At 38.6% G+C, this 17,866-nt stretch carries 13 protein-coding genes and 1 pseudogene; 7 read left to right on the forward strand and 7 right to left on the reverse strand.

The genetic code is table 11. The features are described 5' to 3' along the window. The 4 genes and pseudogenes from B4N43_RS07270 to B4N43_RS07285 form a co-directional block, all read right to left on the reverse strand. Window positions 1-180: pseudogene (locus B4N43_RS07270) on the reverse strand (hypothetical protein); the annotation flags it as partial. After that, window positions 177-623: an immunity 22 family protein gene (locus B4N43_RS07275; protein ID WP_286733814.1), complete on the reverse strand. Its 447-nt coding sequence runs from the start codon at window positions 621-623 to the stop codon at window positions 177-179. The pseudogene B4N43_RS07270 and the gene B4N43_RS07275, both read right to left, overlap by 4 nt. 800 nt (window positions 624-1,423) lie before the next feature. Continuing rightward, complete coding sequence (locus tag B4N43_RS07280; protein WP_153848124.1) at window positions 1,424-1,906, reverse strand: adenylyltransferase/cytidyltransferase family protein; 483 nt, start codon at window positions 1,904-1,906, stop codon at window positions 1,424-1,426. A gap of 15 nt (window positions 1,907-1,921) precedes the next feature. Continuing rightward, on the reverse strand, window positions 1,922-2,404 hold the full coding sequence (locus B4N43_RS07285) for an adenylyltransferase/cytidyltransferase family protein (RefSeq protein ID WP_120333754.1): 483 nt from the start codon (window positions 2,402-2,404) through the stop codon (window positions 1,922-1,924). 205 nt (window positions 2,405-2,609) lie between these two features. Here B4N43_RS07285 and treY point away from each other — a divergent pair, with 205 nt between their 5' ends. The 3 genes from treY to treZ are packed head-to-tail and all read left to right on the forward strand — an operon-like array spanning window position 2,610 to window position 10,754. Further along, complete coding sequence (gene treY / locus B4N43_RS07290) at window positions 2,610-6,806, forward strand: malto-oligosyltrehalose synthase (RefSeq protein WP_286733818.1); 4,197 nt, start codon at window positions 2,610-2,612, stop codon at window positions 6,804-6,806. Window positions 6,807-6,814: 8 nt separating this feature from the next. Continuing rightward, entirely contained in the window at window positions 6,815-8,923 is a 2,109-nt protein-coding gene (gene glgX, locus B4N43_RS07295) for a glycogen debranching protein GlgX (protein ID WP_286733819.1), read from the forward strand. 13 nt (window positions 8,924-8,936) lie between these two features. Next, on the forward strand, window positions 8,937-10,754 hold the full coding sequence (gene treZ, locus B4N43_RS07300; protein WP_286733821.1) for a malto-oligosyltrehalose trehalohydrolase: 1,818 nt from the start codon (window positions 8,937-8,939) through the stop codon (window positions 10,752-10,754). A gap of 53 nt (window positions 10,755-10,807) precedes the next feature. On the opposite strand, the gene B4N43_RS07305 is transcribed toward treZ, so the two are convergent. Next, window positions 10,808-10,960: a lmo0937 family membrane protein gene (locus tag B4N43_RS07305; RefSeq protein ID WP_120333750.1), complete on the reverse strand. Its 153-nt coding sequence runs from the start codon at window positions 10,958-10,960 to the stop codon at window positions 10,808-10,810. Between the two features lie 413 nt (window positions 10,961-11,373). Between B4N43_RS07305 and B4N43_RS07310 the strand changes: the two genes are divergently transcribed. Continuing rightward, entirely contained in the window at window positions 11,374-11,874 is a 501-nt protein-coding gene (locus tag B4N43_RS07310; RefSeq protein WP_153848119.1) for an RNA polymerase sigma factor, read from the forward strand. Window positions 11,875-12,038: 164 nt separating this feature from the next. Here the strand turns inward: B4N43_RS07310 and B4N43_RS07315 are convergent, their stop codons facing one another. Then, a complete protein-coding gene (locus tag B4N43_RS07315; protein WP_286733827.1) occupies window positions 12,039-12,323 on the reverse strand; it encodes a hypothetical protein in 285 nt (94 codons plus the stop codon). Window positions 12,324-12,569: 246 nt separating this feature from the next. Between B4N43_RS07315 and B4N43_RS07320 the strand changes: the two genes are divergently transcribed. Further along, window positions 12,570-12,755, forward strand: coding sequence for a hypothetical protein (locus tag B4N43_RS07320; RefSeq protein ID WP_075993108.1), 186 nt, complete (start codon window positions 12,570-12,572; stop codon window positions 12,753-12,755). Between the two features lie 188 nt (window positions 12,756-12,943). Here B4N43_RS07320 and B4N43_RS07325 read toward each other — a convergent pair whose 3' ends face one another. Next, window positions 12,944-13,507, reverse strand: coding sequence for a ferritin-like domain-containing protein (locus tag B4N43_RS07325; protein ID WP_153848118.1), 564 nt, complete (start codon window positions 13,505-13,507; stop codon window positions 12,944-12,946). A gap of 310 nt (window positions 13,508-13,817) precedes the next feature. Here B4N43_RS07325 and ligD point away from each other — a divergent pair, with 310 nt between their 5' ends. Beyond that, window positions 13,818-16,580, forward strand: a complete 2,763-nt coding sequence (gene ligD / locus B4N43_RS07330) for a DNA ligase D (protein WP_312461610.1) — start codon at window positions 13,818-13,820, stop codon at window positions 16,578-16,580. Between the two features lie 16 nt (window positions 16,581-16,596). After that, window positions 16,597-17,508: a cation diffusion facilitator family transporter gene (locus B4N43_RS07335; RefSeq protein ID WP_286733832.1), complete on the forward strand. Its 912-nt coding sequence runs from the start codon at window positions 16,597-16,599 to the stop codon at window positions 17,506-17,508. The last annotated feature ends 358 nt before the right edge of the window (window positions 17,509-17,866 follow it).

The raw sequence follows: 17,866 nt of genomic DNA on the forward strand, positions 1-17,866 counted from the left end.
GCATTTCCTAGACCTACCAATATCGTACCATCCCATGCCGTAACTAAGGAATGCGAATTTAAGAAAGAGTGCTTTGATCAGTAGTTCTGGTTTATCGGCTGCACTCCATTTGTTAGCTTGATAAAGTTGTAGTATGTCGGTTGCGTTTAAATCTCTATTGACACTTAGCTGTATGTTCATATATTATTCTGTAGTTTTCGTTGGTATTTTAAGCGAGCCAATTTCCCAATGTACTTTATCGTTTCAGAACGTGAAGCATCTTTTTCATCTAGGTCATTGTCTTCAAAAGCTACAACAGCGTTAAAACCAATGAAACTATGTCCTCTTAATAATGTTTCTAACTCCTTTTTATCTACACCAATATCATCTGCAATGGTTTTGATATCTAGAGAGTTCTTATAATATTTCATTATCATGAGATCTTCATCATAGTTATCCAAATGAACTTCCTTGCAAAAATCACAGCGTAACTCCGTATTTGGTTCTTTATCGTCCTCTTCGTTTCCGGTTGGCGGTGCGTTGTCATAAACAGACCATGCTTCCAGATAGTCATTTTGATCCAGATATTTTTTTAATTCTTTCTCCGTTTTAAACTTTCCGAACCATACATGTATTTTTTTCATCCTGTGATGTAATTTAAGAATCTGAATTAGCAATGTTAAAGATAAAACATTTTTGTATAGAAATTTTCCCCTTAATTACCTCAGAAACATCCTTGGGTATATTACTTACGATTTCCCATAACCAATCCTACTTCCAAACCAATACCTTAGCGTTACAGTTTGTTATAATCTTGAAAGTTAGTAGCTATAAACTTATTAATTCAACATACCACGACCAATTCCAATAGCTGCCAATGTTGTTATCGGCACCACTGTCTTTAGCGACATAGGGGCGAGCTATGTAGATTTCTTTGTCGGTCGCTCTACAAGAGAAAACAATGGCGAATTTAAAAAAAAGGGAATTCACTGTTTAACAATGTTAGACTGTAAAACTGAATTTTTTATTAGCATAAAAAGTTGATTAATGTCCAGGTTAGGGGATAAAACCGATTGAACATAATTTGTACATCGCTTTGCTTCACAAAGAAAAGTTTGATGTACAATAAGTAAAATGACCGTGTCGGGATAAAAATAATTTACAAACGAAAAGAAAAGTGCTGTGTCTTTAAATACGAGGCGATAATCTATCAGCAGCAATTCTGGCCTTTCATTGATGTGAGAATTGCTGCTGATAGAATCAATAGAAGTTGCTTCAAGTACAATATTTGCCGGACTTTGTATATGCTCAGAAAAAAGTATACGGTAGGCGAACAGTAGCTTTCTCAAATTCGTAATAATACCAATATTGATTTTTTCCATACCTAACGATATTATTGTTATTTACAAGCTTTCTACTTATCGCTACCGATATATTGATACCTCTAAAATTGAGGTATACGTTGATTTAGGGATAGCATGTCAGATTTGTGCTGAAAAGCATTTTCTCCCTTTTCGGCTTCTTTGTCACTTACAGTTTTTCGAAGTGATTGGCTCGAGAACCTATTTTTGTTTTTGATATAACATATTTCGATTCCTTCCGAGATACAATAATCCTTTCCTGAAAAATCGACCAATTTATATTCTTCACCTATAAAATACTTGTGAATGGGCAGCGACTGAAGCATATCCGTGATGTCTTTATCCGATTCAAAAGGAATAATTTCATCAACAAATTGACAACCCTCCAATTTGATAAACCGTTCGACCATTGTTTGTGCTGCATCATGGGATTCAGCATTCTGTATGTTTGAATCCGTTTTAAGTCCTACAACCAAATAATCACATTTGCTCTTAGCTTCCTGTAGTGCAACAATATGGCCTACATGTAACATGTCGAATACGCCGAAAATAATACCTACGTTCATATATTCATTATTAGTTTATGCATTTATACGCTTTAAGGCATAGTTAACTCCCTCATTTATGTTTACGACTGAACCCGCACTGACTCTTTCTTTCGATGCAATTATTCGGCGTAAAGAAGAACTCGAAAACCTGTTTTCCCGTCTATTGAAATACAATTCTATTCCTTTTTCTTCGCAATATTGCCTTCCTGTAAATGCTTTATCCATATATTCATCGCCTAAGATCCGCACATGTATTTTGAACGAACGTAATACATCTTCCAGATCCTGTTCTGTTGCATATGGAATAATCATATCTACATGTTTACATGCCTTTAATTGCATATAGCGTTCAAATACAGATTGTGTTGGCTTGTTTTTCTCTGGACGATCAAGTGTTGGATCGGTTTGTAGGCCGCAGATCAGAAAGTCGCAATGTTCTCTGGCATCTTCGAGCATTTTAATGTGACCTGCATGGAGCAGATCAAAAGCAGAAAACGTAATTCCTATTTTTTTCATTTTATATTAGTTTAAAACTGCAATTATTGAAGAAGTATAGGTAGAACGTAGCTCAAAAAGATTCGTTTTAATTTTAAATTATTTTTTTACTGTAGTATTTTCAGAATTCTTGGACCTTTTTTCCATCTTTCTTTTTTGAAATTCATATGAACTAAAATTGCTGGCCGACGTTCTGATCTAAAATGAAATTCAGCGAGCCATGCAGATGAATAGAAATGTATCCATAAATACGCCAAACACTACTTACAGAATTCAGTTTCATAAAGAATTTAACTTTTCGGATTTCAAGAGAATTATTCCTTACTTAAGAGATCTGGGCATCGATACAATCTACGCTGCACCTATTTTTCAGTCAACACCAGGGAGTATGCATGGTTATGACGGCACAAATTTCAATAAAATAAATAGTGAACTTGGTACGCTGGACGAGCTGAGATCCATTAAAAAAGAGTTAAGTGAGTATCATATCAAATGGTTACAGGATATTGTTCCTAACCATATGGCGTTTCATCCCTCGAATGAATGGCTAATGAATCTGCTCGAATTTGGACAGACATCAAAATTTAGCCATTTTTTTGATACCTGCTATAGTTCCAATTTATTCGAGAAAGAAAAGTTAATGGTACCTATCTTGTCTAAGACTTTAGACGAAACGATTTCAAACCACGAAATTGCTGTCGTTTTCTCAGACGATAGTCTTCGGCTTTCTTATCAGGAAAACCTTTATCCACTTTCGCCTGAATCCTATTTTTTCGTCCTTAATGATTATTTAAAAGAAAGCCAATCGGATTTTAGTGGACTTCTGGTTCAAATAAATACGGCTCAAGCTAATGGAGATGTCGAGGAATGGAGACAACTGCGTGCGCACATTTTTAAGAACCTTTCTAATGAGAAATTAAAGCATGTCCTTGACCAATTTAATAATAATCTAGAAAGTATTCACGAACTGGTGGCTAGTCAGAATTATGAGCTTTGTCCTTGGTGGTTTACAAATCAACGTATAAATTTTAGACGTTTTTTTACGGTCAATGAATTGATTTGTTTAAATGTACAAGACAAAAATGTATTTGAGCAGTCCCATAAGCTGATAAAAAAGCTTGTCGATGAAGAACTGATTGACGGATTAAGGATTGATCATATTGATGGACTTTATAAGCCTACTGACTATTTACTTAATTTGAGGGAATTAATCGGTCCACAAACTTATATAGTTGCTGAAAAAATACTTGAACAGGGGGAGAAACTTCCACTCGAATGGCCTATACAGGGTACAACAGGCTACGATTTTTTATCGGCTTCCAATAATGTTTGCTCCTGTAAATCGGGAAAGAAAATATTGGATAAGTATTATAGAAAAGTTATTGGAGAAAATCTATCCATTAAAAAACAACAGTATATAAAAAAGAGCATAATTCTCAATGAACACATGCAGGGCGAGCTTAATAACCTGGCCTGGTCACTGGCATCACTTTTAGCCGTTAAAAGTCCGAATAAGCTAGGGCCTTTAAAAGATATTCTAAGCTCTTTTTTGGGATTTTTCCCTGTTTATCGATTATATGATGAAAGCTTTCCACTGGTGGCGAACAATTTCGATCTGCTGTCTTCTCTTTTTAAAAAGTTGACCCGAAAGCCCGAGCTCGATCAAAAGCTGGTTAATCAATTTCGAGAACTGTTTGAGCAAGCACAGGTAGATTCAAAATCGCTGAGCCATACTGCTTTGGCTGATTTTTTTCTCCGATGTATGCAGTTGGCCGGCCCAGTAATGGCTAAGGGTGTGGAAGATACGTTAATGTATACATACAACCGTTTTATAGGACACAATGAAGTCGGCGATCATCCGGATAACTGGGGGCTAAGTAAAAAGAAATTCCACAAATTAATGCAGGAAAGGCAAAAATTTTGGCCACTGTCCATCAATGCAAGTTCTACACACGATACCAAACGTGGTGAGGATTCGCGAAGTCGCTTATTAGTCCTAACCGCTATGGCTCAGAAATGGGTTAAACAGGTTCAGATTTGGCAAGATGTGGTTTGGAATGAATATCGAAAAGACCTCCCACATCCGACTGATGAATATTTTATTTATCAGTCGCTGGTAGCCTCTTATCCAATGGAAAAACAGGATGGAGAAGCATACGACGTATTTGAAAAACGTTTTTTGGACTACTTGGTTAAATATCTACGCGAAGGGAAAGAGCGCTCGAGCTGGGAAAATCCAAATTTAATCTATGAAGACGCTGTTCGGGAATTTGCCTCTTTTTTGCTTGATAAAGATCGTCCATTTTTTACGAGCTTTTATCAATTTATTGAAGCGGTAGCTGATTTCGGGATTTTAAACTCGCTTACACAGCAAATCTTGAAATTTACTTGTCCAGGTATACCTGATATTTACCAGGGGTCGGAACTCTGGAACCATAGTTTTGTTGATCCCGACAATCGACGACCGATAGATTATCAATTAAGTGAAAATCTGCTGAAGGCTATTGAAAATATGCCCAACGACAGTCGAATTAGACAATTATGGCAAAATAGATACGATGGGACAATTAAACTATGGTTAGTTAAGGAATTGGTAAAACTCAGAAAGCATGATCCTGCACTTGCCTCAGATAGCAGTTATATTCCATTAAAAGTAAGCGGTCGTTACCGTAAACATATTTTGGCATTCGCGCGTAGATCTGGAGATGATTGGATGATCATAGTACTTCCGCTACACCTGGCTGCTATCGGTAAAATCTCCAAATTCGTACCCGGCTCATTTGACTGGGCAGATACGAGCGTTCATCTTTCCGTAAATCATTCTGTGGCCTGGCATCACATGCTATTTGACATAGCGGGCGAAGGCACAGAAATTTCAGTGAATGCCATTTTTAGGGATCTTCCAATCGCTATTTTAAAATACAAAAGTACCCTACCTAAGCGTAGTGCGGGTGTTTTAATGCATATCAGCTCATTGTCATCATCCTATGGAATTGGTGATTTGGGATCCGGAGCTCGTCGTTTTGTTAAACAACTGTATTATAGCGGCCAAAGCTGGTGGCAGGTACTTCCTTTAGGGCCTACAGATGTTGAGCAAAACCATTCTCCTTACAGCACCCTAAGTAGTAGAGCAGGTAATCCGTTATTCATCGATTTAAACGAATTACTGAAATTTGGCTTACTGGAAAAAGGGGAACTAAAGGCTTTAAAAAGAAATAGTTCTAAAACAATAGATTTTGCTGATATAGTCTTCACAAAATACAAACTTTTGGAGAAAGCATTTAATCGTCTTTCTGTTCAACATGCGCTTGATTTCTCTGAATTTGTAGACCGTGAGTCTTCGTGGCTTAATGATTATGCACTTTTCAAAGTTCTAAAAAACAGACATGGGAATCATCCTTGGTTCGATTGGCCAACACAATACAAACATCGCGACAGCACTGCACTTAACGATTTCGCAATTGAATTCGCAGATGAATTGCGAAAGGAAAAATGGTTTCAATACCTATTTTTCAGACAATGGGATGCCATAAGAAACTACGCATACGATTATGGCGTAAGATTTATCGGTGATATCCCATTTTATGTTGCCTATGATTCTGCCGATGTTTGGGCCAATCCGCACTATTTTTCCATAGGAGCAAATGGTACTATTAAAAATGTTGCTGGGGTTCCGCCTGATTACTTTAATGCAGCGGGGCAATTATGGGGGATGCCGACCTATCTTTGGGGACCGCTCAAAGAAGATGGCTACAGATGGTGGATTGAGCGCTTGTCACACAATTGCGCGCTGTTTGATAGGTTGCGGCTTGATCATTTTAGGGCATTTTCTTCCTATTGGGAAGTTCCCTTTGAGGAAACTTCCGCCAAGAATGGACGTTGGTCAACAGGTCCTGGTTCGGATTTTTTTGATCAAGTAAAAGTTCATTTAGATGACATGCCTTTTATCGCTGAAGATCTTGGAGACATCGATGCGAAGGTATATGATCTGCGCGATCAATACAACTTTCCGGGCATGGCGGTTTTACAGTTCGCTTTTGATAACGATATGGCACATTCACCCCATATTCCACATCATTATTGCAGAAATTCTGTTGCCTATCCTGGAACACACGATAATAATACGACACTTTCTTGGTATCGTGAAGATCTTAAATCATCGAGTAAAATAAATATCAATAGGTATTTTGGACAAATTGTTGACAGTGGAAATGTAAATGAGGTCCTTATACGATCACTTTACACCTCTGTCGCAGATACAGTCATTGTTGCGATGCAAGATATTCTCAATCTTGATGGATCATGTCGTATGAACCGACCTGCCAGTACGACCGGAAATTGGCTGTGGCGCATGCATAAAAGAGCTTTTTCTCCAAAACTTCAGGCAAGATTAAATGACTATACAAAATTATACAACCGTTAAACATAAAGATGGAAACAAAAATCAATACTGGAAGCCCTTATCCTTTAGGCGCAACTTACGATGGAGAAGGGGTTAACTTTGCCCTTTTCTCCGAAAATGCCGAGGCTGTCGAACTTTATCTCTATGATAGTTCGAACCAACAAGAAATCGAGAAATTTAAAATAACGGAGAAGACGCATCAAGTTTGGCATATTTATGTTTCGGGAATTAAACCAGGACAACTGTATGGCTATCGTGTGCACGGTCCTTACGATCCGGCCCAGGGGCATCGTTTCAACCCGCATAAATTACTGATTGATCCCTATGCAAAAGCAATTTCGGGTGTCGTACAATGGAATGATGCTTTATTTGCGTACAATATAGGAGAGGACGATTTGAGTTTGGATACAACTGATAGCGCTCCTTTCGTCCCGAAATCCGTGGTTATAGACGGTCATTTTGATTGGGGGGACGACCATCCTCCGCGTGTACCCATGCACCAAAGTGTGATTTATGAAACACATGTAAAAGGTTTTACAGCAACTCATCCGGAGATTCCCGAAGAAATAAGAGGAACCTACGCTGCCTTGGCGCATCCTGTCACCATAAATTACTTAAAGGAATTGGGGATCACTGCAATTGAATTATTGCCTATACACCATTTTATTACAGACCGTCACCTACAGGATAAAGGACTAACTAACTATTGGGGATATAACAGTGTTGGTTTTTTTGCCCCTGATGTACGCTATTCTGCTTCGGGTACCCATGGAGAACAGGTCGTGGAATTCAAGGAAATGGTAAAAGCACTTCATAGTGCGGGGATAGAAGTTATCCTTGATGTCGTTTACAATCATACAGGCGAAGGGAATGAAATGGGACCAACACTCTCTTTTAGAGGAATTGACAATGCTTCATTTTATCGTTTGGCTGAAGATCCACGTTATTATATGGATTTTACTGGAACAGGCAATACATTGAATACCCGCCAGCCTAACGTGCTACGGTTGATCATGGATAGTTTACGCTATTGGGTGCAGGAAATGCACGTTGATGGATTCCGTTTTGATCTGGCATCAGCATTAGCGCGGGAGCTCCATGACGTAGATAAATTGAGCTCTTTCTTTGACGTTATCCATCAGGATCCCGTGATCTCACAGGTTAAACTAATTGCCGAACCATGGGATATTGGAGAAGGAGGGTATCAGGTCGGCGAGTTCCCCGCCGGTTGGGCCGAATGGAATGGAAAGTATCGTGACTGTATCCGCGATTATTGGATTGGAGTGGACAGTATGATCGCTGAATTTGCTAATCGCCTGACTGGATCGTCCGATTTATACCGGGGAGACAATCGTACACCTTCCGCCAGTATAAATTTCATTACTGCTCATGACGGATTTACGCTCCACGATCTGGTATCGTACAACGAAAAGCACAATGAAGCTAATGGTGAGGATAATAAAGATGGAGAAAGCCACAACCGCTCCTGGAACTGTGGGGCAGAAGGACCTACAGATGATTCTACGGTAAATAACCTAAGAGAAAAACAAAAAAGAAACATGCTCGTCACATTATTTCTTTCCCAGGGAGTACCTATGCTTGTCGCTGGCGATGAACATGGGCGAACACAGCAGGGCAATAATAACGCCTATTGTCAGGACAATGAGATTTCATGGCTCAACTGGGACAATGTGGACGTATCTTTATTGGACTTCACTAAAAAATTGATCCATTTTAGGCGAGAACATCCGGTATTCTGTCGTCGCAAATGGTTTCAAGGATTGCCTATCCGCGGTACAGGTGTTGAAGATATCGTATGGTTTCTTCCAGATGCATCTGAGATGGATGATCATCACTGGCAGGAAGACTATGCGCGCTCACTCGCTGTGTTTTTAAACGGTGCGGGAATTAGATCAGTAGATACCGATGGAAAGAAAATCGTGGATGCTAATTTTTACCTGTTATTTAATGCGTATTGGGAAGATGTAACCTACACGCTCCCCGGTGAAAATTATGGGGCTGGTTGGTTTAAGATCTTAGATACGAATAATGATACGATAGAAAGCTTTGGAAACTATTCAGCAGGAGATGCTATTTTAGTGCCCTCACGTTCTATACTTTTATTTCAGTCACAATAAAGTGGGGATATATATGAGCAAGACAGGAATTCAACAATTGGGTATTCGTCGCAATGGTGACCTTTGGCAGATTCGCGTATGGGCACCAATGGCAAAGAATGTGCTTTGCCGATTTTATCAAAAAGATATGGAGATCGCGCTTAAGCCCCAACAATATGGTTATTGGCACGCAGAGACTGATTTATTAGCAGCTGGAGATTTATACTGGATCAGTGTCGATGGCAACGAATTGCCGGATCCGATTTCGCTCTCCCAGCCAGAAGGTGTACATGGTCCCTCAAAAATCGTTGATCTCACTTTTTCTTGGACCGATAAAGACTATCGGCCTCCAGCATTGTCTGATTTTATTATTTACGAGCTTCATGTAGGAACATTTACCTTATCCCATGATTTTGATGGTGTTATCAAAAAGATTCCCTATCTGAAAGATTTGGGTATCACTGCTATTGAAATTATGCCTGTTGCACAGTTTCCTGGTGAGAGAAATTGGGGATATGATGGTGTTTTTCCTTTTGCAGTGCAGCATTCCTATGGTGGCGCTTCGGAATTCCAAAGGCTTGTGAATTCCTGTCATGAGGCCAATATTGCGGTAATTTTGGATGTCGTCTATAATCACCTCGGGCCAGAGGGAAACTATTTCTCGAATTATGGCCCATATTTTACCGACAAATACCATACGCCCTGGGGTAATGCGCTGAATTATGACGATAGCTATTGTCATGGACAGCGGGATTTGGTACTGAACAATGTACGCATGTGGTTTGAAGACTTTCATATCGATGCGCTGCGTTTGGATGCGGTACATGCAATCAAGGATTTTAACGCTGTTCATATCCTTCAGCAAATTCGTAAGGAAACGGATGAAATTATCGCTAAATCCGGAAAAAACCATTTTCTATTTATTGAATGCGATCTCAACGATAGACGATTTTTAGACCCATTGGCGAAAAATGGTTTTGGGATGGATGCACAATGGCTCGATGAATTCCACCATGCTTTAAGAGTAAGCGTGGGCGAACCAAAAAAGGGGTACTATGAGGAATTTAATGGATTGGCCGATCTCGTAAAAGCTTATGAAAAAGCATATGTATTCGATGGCAACTATTCTCCCCATCGGGAAAAATTCTTTGGAACGGACACTCTCGGTATCAAAGGGGATCATTTTATAGTTTTCTGTCAGAATCATGATCAAATCGGCAATAGGATGATGGGCGATCGCGCGGCTTCACTCTATCCTGTAGAAATAACGCGACTTATGGCTTTTGCCGTGTTCATATCTCCATATCTTCCTTTACTGTTCATGGGAGAAGAATGGGGTACAAAACGAGCTTTTCCCTATTTTACCAGTCATAGTGACCCCAAACTTGTAGAGCAGGTGAGACAGGGACGAAAAAAAGAGTTTGAAGATTTTTTTGAAGATTCAGAATTTCTCGATCCGCAGGACGAGACGATATTTAGGAATACCGTTTTGAATTGGGACGAACAGGATAGTGAAGTCTATCAGCACTATTTATCTTATTATAGATCCCTGATAGCATTCCGTAAAACCAATCCTGTGCTGAAAAATATACAGCGCGATGAAATGACAGCCAAATGTCTCCCGGATCAAAAAGTACTTATTTTAGCGATGAAAAAAAATGAAAGTTCTCTATTTGTAATGATGAATTTTTCTGCCGCTGTACAACAGGTAACGCTGCCTGAGGATCTGCAATGGAAAATGATATTTAATACGAATGAAATGGATGCCGCGGTTTTGTTTAATACTGATTATGCTCAAAACACTGTGGCATCGCTAAAGCCTTGGTCAGGTCAGGTCTATATTTCTCTGTAGATGCATGGTATATAAAAATTTTTATATACCATGCATCAGATTTTTATATCGCGTTAAGCAGCCCCTCGGATTACACGTAACAGAACGACAATAATGGCGATAACTAATAAAACGTGAATTATATTCCCTGTAGCATAACCTCCAAAGAAACTAAACGCCCAAATAATGACTAAAATAACAGCAATGATATATAATAAATTTCCCATAATATATTTGTTTTTGCAGTAGAACAGCCTTCGATGGATTATGGTTTGAATGGATAAAATTTAAACGTTAGTTGTTAGTTATCAATAAAGTGTACAGTTTTTAGCGACTGACTAGCAAACTGGTTTGCAAATAACACTTTAGAATAAACGTATTTATAACATTTCCCTATATATAAATACCCTATTGTCTTTTTTTATTATTTGCTTATTTTTTTATCTGTATTTAAAATTAAGGGCAAAAATCCATTAAAATTTGCTTAATAGGCTTTGTAAATAAGGACAACGTATTTTTACCACTAACAATGCTATTTATTTTACATGCAAATTGGCCCTCAAAATTAGCACTCTTCTTGTTATCCTTTTCTTGTAAAATCATTTTAGACAATCAGTTGAATAAAGAAAGAGGATAAGTTATGAACAACCACAATTTAAATGTACTCATCACCGAAAAAAGAAGTTTACTTAATCATTTTGCTGCTAAATTTACAGCTGATCCGGATGAAAAGGAAGACCTGATCCAAGAAACGTGGATACGCGCATTGAAGTCCATAGACAATTTTGTTCAGCATCCGAAGCTAATGAGCTGGTTATATGTAATTATGAAACATACTTACATCAATAAGTATAGAAAAGCAAAGCGTACCACCGAAATTCAAGATCAATATGTGGTCTTGGAAAGTACAAATACAATAGAACTCAACAAAGGGATCAATAAGTTTATGGCCGAAGATATCGAGCGTGCGATGAACAGCTTAACGGCAGAAAACTATGAAATTTTCCGTTTGTTTTTAGATGGTTATAAATACCATGAAATTGCATCCTATTTTGATATGCCAGAAGGTACAATAAAAACGAGAATCCATATGGTAAGAAAAAAGCTGCAAAAACAGCTTAAGGTCTACCGGTTAAATTGACAATCCCAACAAATAAAACAAGAGCTAACGTTTCAGTTTAGTTTGATTTTTGCGAAAGGCTGACTTTTTAAAGTCAGCCTTTCTTTCGTATACTTTCAAAACAATAGTTCCTTTGCGGAAATCGTATGGTCATCAACTGAACATGACTGCACTCCGACGAAGGTTCATCCCGGCTGCAACTTTTCGACTATTTTCCAATTGTCCTCTTTTTTATCATAGCGAAGTATCCAAGTTTCCTGGGGGACTTTCTCTTCCTTATCGGTTGAATGTTCACCCACCGTAATCGTGATTTCTGAAGGAAGAGCGTGGATAATTTCGGCGTAGGCTTTTTCGCCTCCGAGGAATTCGATAATTGCTGGCATCGCATTATAACCAATTTCCGGGCTAAATAAGAACTCAGCTATGCCGCCATAATGAATCTCAGTACCATGAAAAATAATACCATTCATAATCTTACAAATTGAAAGTTAAAGTTATAGTGATCTTATCTCAGATCATAAATTTTGAAATTTTGATCTGCGATAATTCTAACAGTCGTATGCCATTTTTGTTTTTTTGGCGATCCAATAATTTATTTTGCAAAAGCAATCTATTTGTTTTTGAGACGTGTTATATCAGTAATTAAAAGCAGGAGCTTGAGGGTGAAATAGAAAAATTTTCAGGCAAAAAGGATTCAAAAAAATAATATATTCATCATGAACGTAAAAAGAATATTTGGAACTATTCTCACAGTATTGGGTATTGTAGGGCTAATCTATACCGGCTATGAACTGATCATGAAAAGTAATGCCTATACGAATTTGGCAGTAGTCGGCATTTTGGCGCTTATTTTCTTCTCATCAGGAATAAGTCTTGTGAAGAACACTAAAGACGAGTCTTAAAGGCGGTTCATTTTGGGAAGTCTAATTTTCGGCTTTTGCTAAAAATTAATGAAGGTCGGATTATCAAGTCCGACCTTCATACATGAATTTTACTTAATATAGTTGAGAATATAAATAACAACTATATACCTCGCATTGTTTTCGTAAAAAGCCTTTAGCTGGTGTCCAAGGTTTTTGCTGTATTTCAACTATTCTTGGGCAGCCTTGTCGTTTACGAAACCGCCTGCTATCCCTGTTAATGCTTCGTCGGTATCCTTCTCATTGTCTAAGGTTTTTTGGAGCAGTGAAGCTACATCGTCGTGTCCCATCGTTTCTGCAAATGTGCGAAGAGTACCGTAAGTGGCGATCTCGTAGTGTTCTACTTTCTGTGCGGCAAGGATGAGGCCTGCGTCTCTGGTAAAAGTATCCTTTTCTGTGTCAGAAATGATCGAATCGGCTTCATCAAGTAGACCCTGCATAGCGTCACATTTTTTAGCAACAGCTTTTTCTCCCAATTGCTCAAATACCTGTTCAAGAGTTTCTATATGTTTCTGAGTTTCCTTGGTATGCTTTTCAAAAGCAGCGGCGAGTTTTTCGCTAGTTGCCGCTTTCTGCATTTTGGGTAAAGCTTTCACTAAGTGCTTCTCGGCCCAATAAATGTCTTTTAGTTCATCGACGAAAAACTCGTGGAATTCACTGTCTTTCATTTTTCCGGTATTACCAGAAGGTTTTTTTGTGGCATTTTTTGCCGGTACAGATTTCGTAGTTGCCATAATAAAAATTTTAAGTGTTACTGCATAGATAACCCAGCCCAAACCACTTTAGTTCAATAAAATATATTTAACTGTTATCAAATAAAAACGAAATCGATATTCTCTTCTAAGTTTGGGTACAATCCTGTTAGCAAAACCTTTCGCACGCCAGCATTGTTCAGATTAATATTTATCAGGCCATAAAAAGCAATTTGCTAAATCAGAGAAAACCATTTCATATTGAGTTTTGTGCTATATCAAAATCGAATTAACTGGTAGTGTAATATGCATTTTATTATTTACCAATATATTAATTTTTAAAATACCGATCATGGCCGATAATAAATCCAAAAAGGGAAAAACAGCTAGAAACAGATCACCTAAAGATACAGCTATGGGATTAGTTAAATATCGGCAAAAGCGTACCGAAGAGAAAACCCCGGAGCCCTTTGGTGGGAAACCAAGTGGAACAGAATTACGCTTTGTGGTTCAGAAACACGATGCTTCACACCTGCATTATGACTTTCGTCTTGAAATGGATGGTGTTCTGAAAAGCTGGGCGGTACCTAAGGGGCCTTCAGTTGATCCAGGTGTAAAACGTCTTGCCATGATGGTTGAAGACCATCCTTATGATTATCGGAATTTTGAAGGAATCATCCCAAAAGAGCAGTATGGCGGCGGTACAGTTATTGTCTGGGACGAAGGAACCTATGAACCTGCTGAGGGCGATTTTAAGGATGTTCCGAAACAAGAAAAAGAACTTTTACATCAGCTGTATTCTGGTAAGCTAAAATTCAAACTCAATGGCAAAAAACTCAAAGGTGAATTTGCTCTTGTTAAAGCCCAGGGCAGGGGAGATAACGGCTGGCTGCTGATAAAACTGGATGATAAATATGCCAGTGAAAAAGACATAACGACGAAAGATAAGTCGGTGCTATCTGGCAAATCCATTGCGCAGATGGAGCAATCTCCAGATCATGTATATGGAGAACGTATCATTAAAAAAGACAGTACCGTTAAAGATAAACGATCAGTAAAAGCCAAAGCATCTGAGCTTATCAATGGTCAGCTTGATGCAGTTCCTAAAAATAAATCTTCAAAGAAAACAGATATTCAAGATTTTTTAAAAAATACACCAAAGCAAAAATTCTATTCCCACATTGAGCCCATGCTTGCCACATTGGTCGATAAGCCTTTTGATGATGAAGACTGGATCTATGAAGTAAAATGGGATGGGTATCGGGCGGTAGCTTTTATAAACAAAGGGGAAGTGGAATTGAAGTCCCGCAACGATAAAAGCTTTAATGAAAAATTCTATCCCATTTATGACAATTTAAAGGAGCTAGGATTAAATGCCATATTGGATGGGGAAGTAGTGGTGCTTGGTGAAAACGGAAAGGCCAATTTCGGGTCTTTACAAAATTGGCGCAGTGAAGCAGATGGCGATCTGGTTTATTACGTATTTGATATCCTCTGGTACAATGGGCATGATTTAAAGGATCTTACGCTGCTTGAACGTAAAACTATATTACAGGAAATCTTACCAGAACGGAAAAGCATTCTAGTCAGTGAACATTTTGAAACTTCGGGAACCCAGTTCCTCGAAGAAGCCAGGAAACTGGGCCTTGAAGGAATTATGGCCAAACGAAAAGATAGTATATACCATGTTCATAACCGTTCAAAGGACTGGCTAAAGATCAAGGCGAATAAAAGACAGGAGGTCGTGATAGGCGGATACACGCTGAATGATGATTCCAGTAAGTTATTCAGTAGCATTCTTGTAGGTGTCTACGAAGGAAAAAAATTAGTCTATACAGGTAAAGTCGGTACAGGTTTCAATGAAAAGCTACAGAAGCAGATGATGCAGCTTTTTAAACCGCTGATCATTTCTAAAACGCCTTTCAAGGAAGAACCAGATGTAAACAAACCATCACGCTTTAGACCCAATCCACCACATGCCACGGTGACATGGCTCAAACCCGAACTTGTCTGTGAGGTTAGTTTTACGGAATTGACAAGTGATGGCGTAATGCGGCATCCTTCTTTTGATGGAATGCGCGAGGACAAAAGTCCTAAGAAGGTTATTTTGGAGGAGGAATCTCCTATAGCAGAATTAGTTAATGACATGGAAGATAAAATAATTACTCCGCGAAGTAAAGGTGAGCGTAAGACCCTATTGAATCCGAAAGATAACACGCAGGTCAAAAAGATCAATGAGCATGAGTTAAAATTCACGAACCTTGATAAGATCTTTTGGCCCACGGAGGGAATAACAAAAAGAGATCTTATCAACTATTATTATCAGGCGGCTCCATTTATATTGCCTTATTTAAAAGATCGTCCCCAAAGCATGAACAGATTTCCCGATGGTATTGAAGGTGAAGGTTTCTATTTCAAGAACGTAACGGATACTGCTCCAGACTGGGCGGAGACATATCTTTATCATAGCGATACAGATAACAAGGATAAGCATTATCTGGTCGGAAAAGATGAAGCGACACTGCTTTACATGGTCAATCTTGGCTGCATTGAGATGAACCCCTGGAGTAGTACGGTCAAAAAGCCCGAAAATCCATCATTCTGTATTATCGATCTAGACCCGGATAAAAATTCCTTTAATCAGGTCGTTGAGGCAGCACAGGTAACGAAGAGCATTCTAGATGATATGGGTGTTCCAAGTTATTGTAAGACCAGCGGTTCTACTGGCCTTCACATCTATATTCCGCTCGGGGGGAAATACACCTATGATCAGTCCAAGGAATTTGCCAGGGTGATCGTCACATTAGTACATAATGAGCTGCCCAAGTTCACCAGTTTAGAACGGTCCATTAAGGATCGGAAGGGAAAAATGTATCTGGATTTTTTACAGAATAGACCCCATGCAACCATTGCTGCGGCCTACGCTGTCCGTCCTAAGCCCGGAGCAACGGTATCCATGCCGCTTCATTGGGATGAAGTTAAGAAGGGACTGAAAATAAATGATTTTCATCTGTTGAATGCCATAGAAAGGATGAATAGTGAAGGTGATATTTTTAAGCCTGTCCTTGGTAAAGGTATTGATCTTAAAAAAGTAATTGAAAAATATACGAAATAAACGCATTTAAACTTCCATGGATAATCCGGAATTAAAAACCAGTAATAAAAAATCAATATACAGTGCACTCGCGGCGAATGTATTAATTGCATTAACTAAATTCATCGCGGGAACATTTACAAATAGTTCCTCCATGATTTCAGAGGGTATTCACTCAACGGTAGATACTGCAAATCAATTGCTCATACTTTATGGCTTAAAAAGAAGTAAGAGGCCACCCGACCAGTCTCATCCTTTTGGTTATGGTAAAGAACTATACTTTTGGTCTTTTATTGTTTCCATTCTGATTTTTGGGCTTGGTGGTGCATTATCTATTTACCAGGGTATAGCTCATATCATGGAACCCGAATTAATGAGCGATCCTTTTTGGAATTATATTGTACTCATACTCTCCTTAATTTTTGAGGGAACTTCTTTTTTTATTGCTTTAAAAGAATTCAATAAAACCCGCAATGGCATGGGTTGGTGGGATGCAATTATTAAGAGTAAAGATCCTTCCAGCTTCCTTGTGGTCTTTGAAGATGGTGCAGCTGTGGCAGGGTTAATTATCGTTATGGTATTAATGGGACTAAGTCATTACTTGCAGATTCCTGAATTAGATGGCCTAGCTTCAGTAATCGTAGGCTTGTTGTTGGCTTTTGTATCCTTTATATTGGCTAGAGAAAGCAGAAGCTTATTAATGGGAGAGGGAATTGCTTCAGAAACAAGATTGAAAATCGCCCAGCTTGCTGAAAAGGATTCGGCTGTTGTAAAAACTAAAAACATACTATCCACTTATCAATCGCCAGAGTACGTTGTATTGATGCTTATTATTGATTTTGAAGATCATCTTGACACAGAGGAGATCATCGAGGCGATACGCCGGATTCGTGAGGATATAAAAAATGAATTTGAGTTTGTACACTTTGTGATTATTCAACCAGAATAATCACATACAAGCCCTTTTAACACGCTATCAAAACATCATCTTCAAGCCCATAGCGCAGAAATGGTGGTAATTTTTGCAAATATAAATACCTACCAAACCTTTCAGACTTTGGCTTTGTTCACCCCTGATGGATCAAATAAGAACAGCATTGGATATGAAAAAAGAAAAGAATTTAAAAACCGCTGGGGCTAGCAAATCTTCCATAGATAAAATTAAAACAGCATCCGGTTCATGGAAGGTAAGTACTTCAAGGTAAAGTGGGGGCATTACATTTTTCTTGAATGAAGGGAAGCTTCAATTGGTTAACGAAGAACCTACTTATTATCGAGACCATAATGCCATGGACAGAAAATCAATA

The organism is Sphingobacterium sp. UBA1897, assembly GCF_002337775.1.
GTDB classification, from domain to species: Bacteria; Bacteroidota; Bacteroidia; order Sphingobacteriales; family Sphingobacteriaceae; genus Sphingobacterium; species Sphingobacterium siyangense.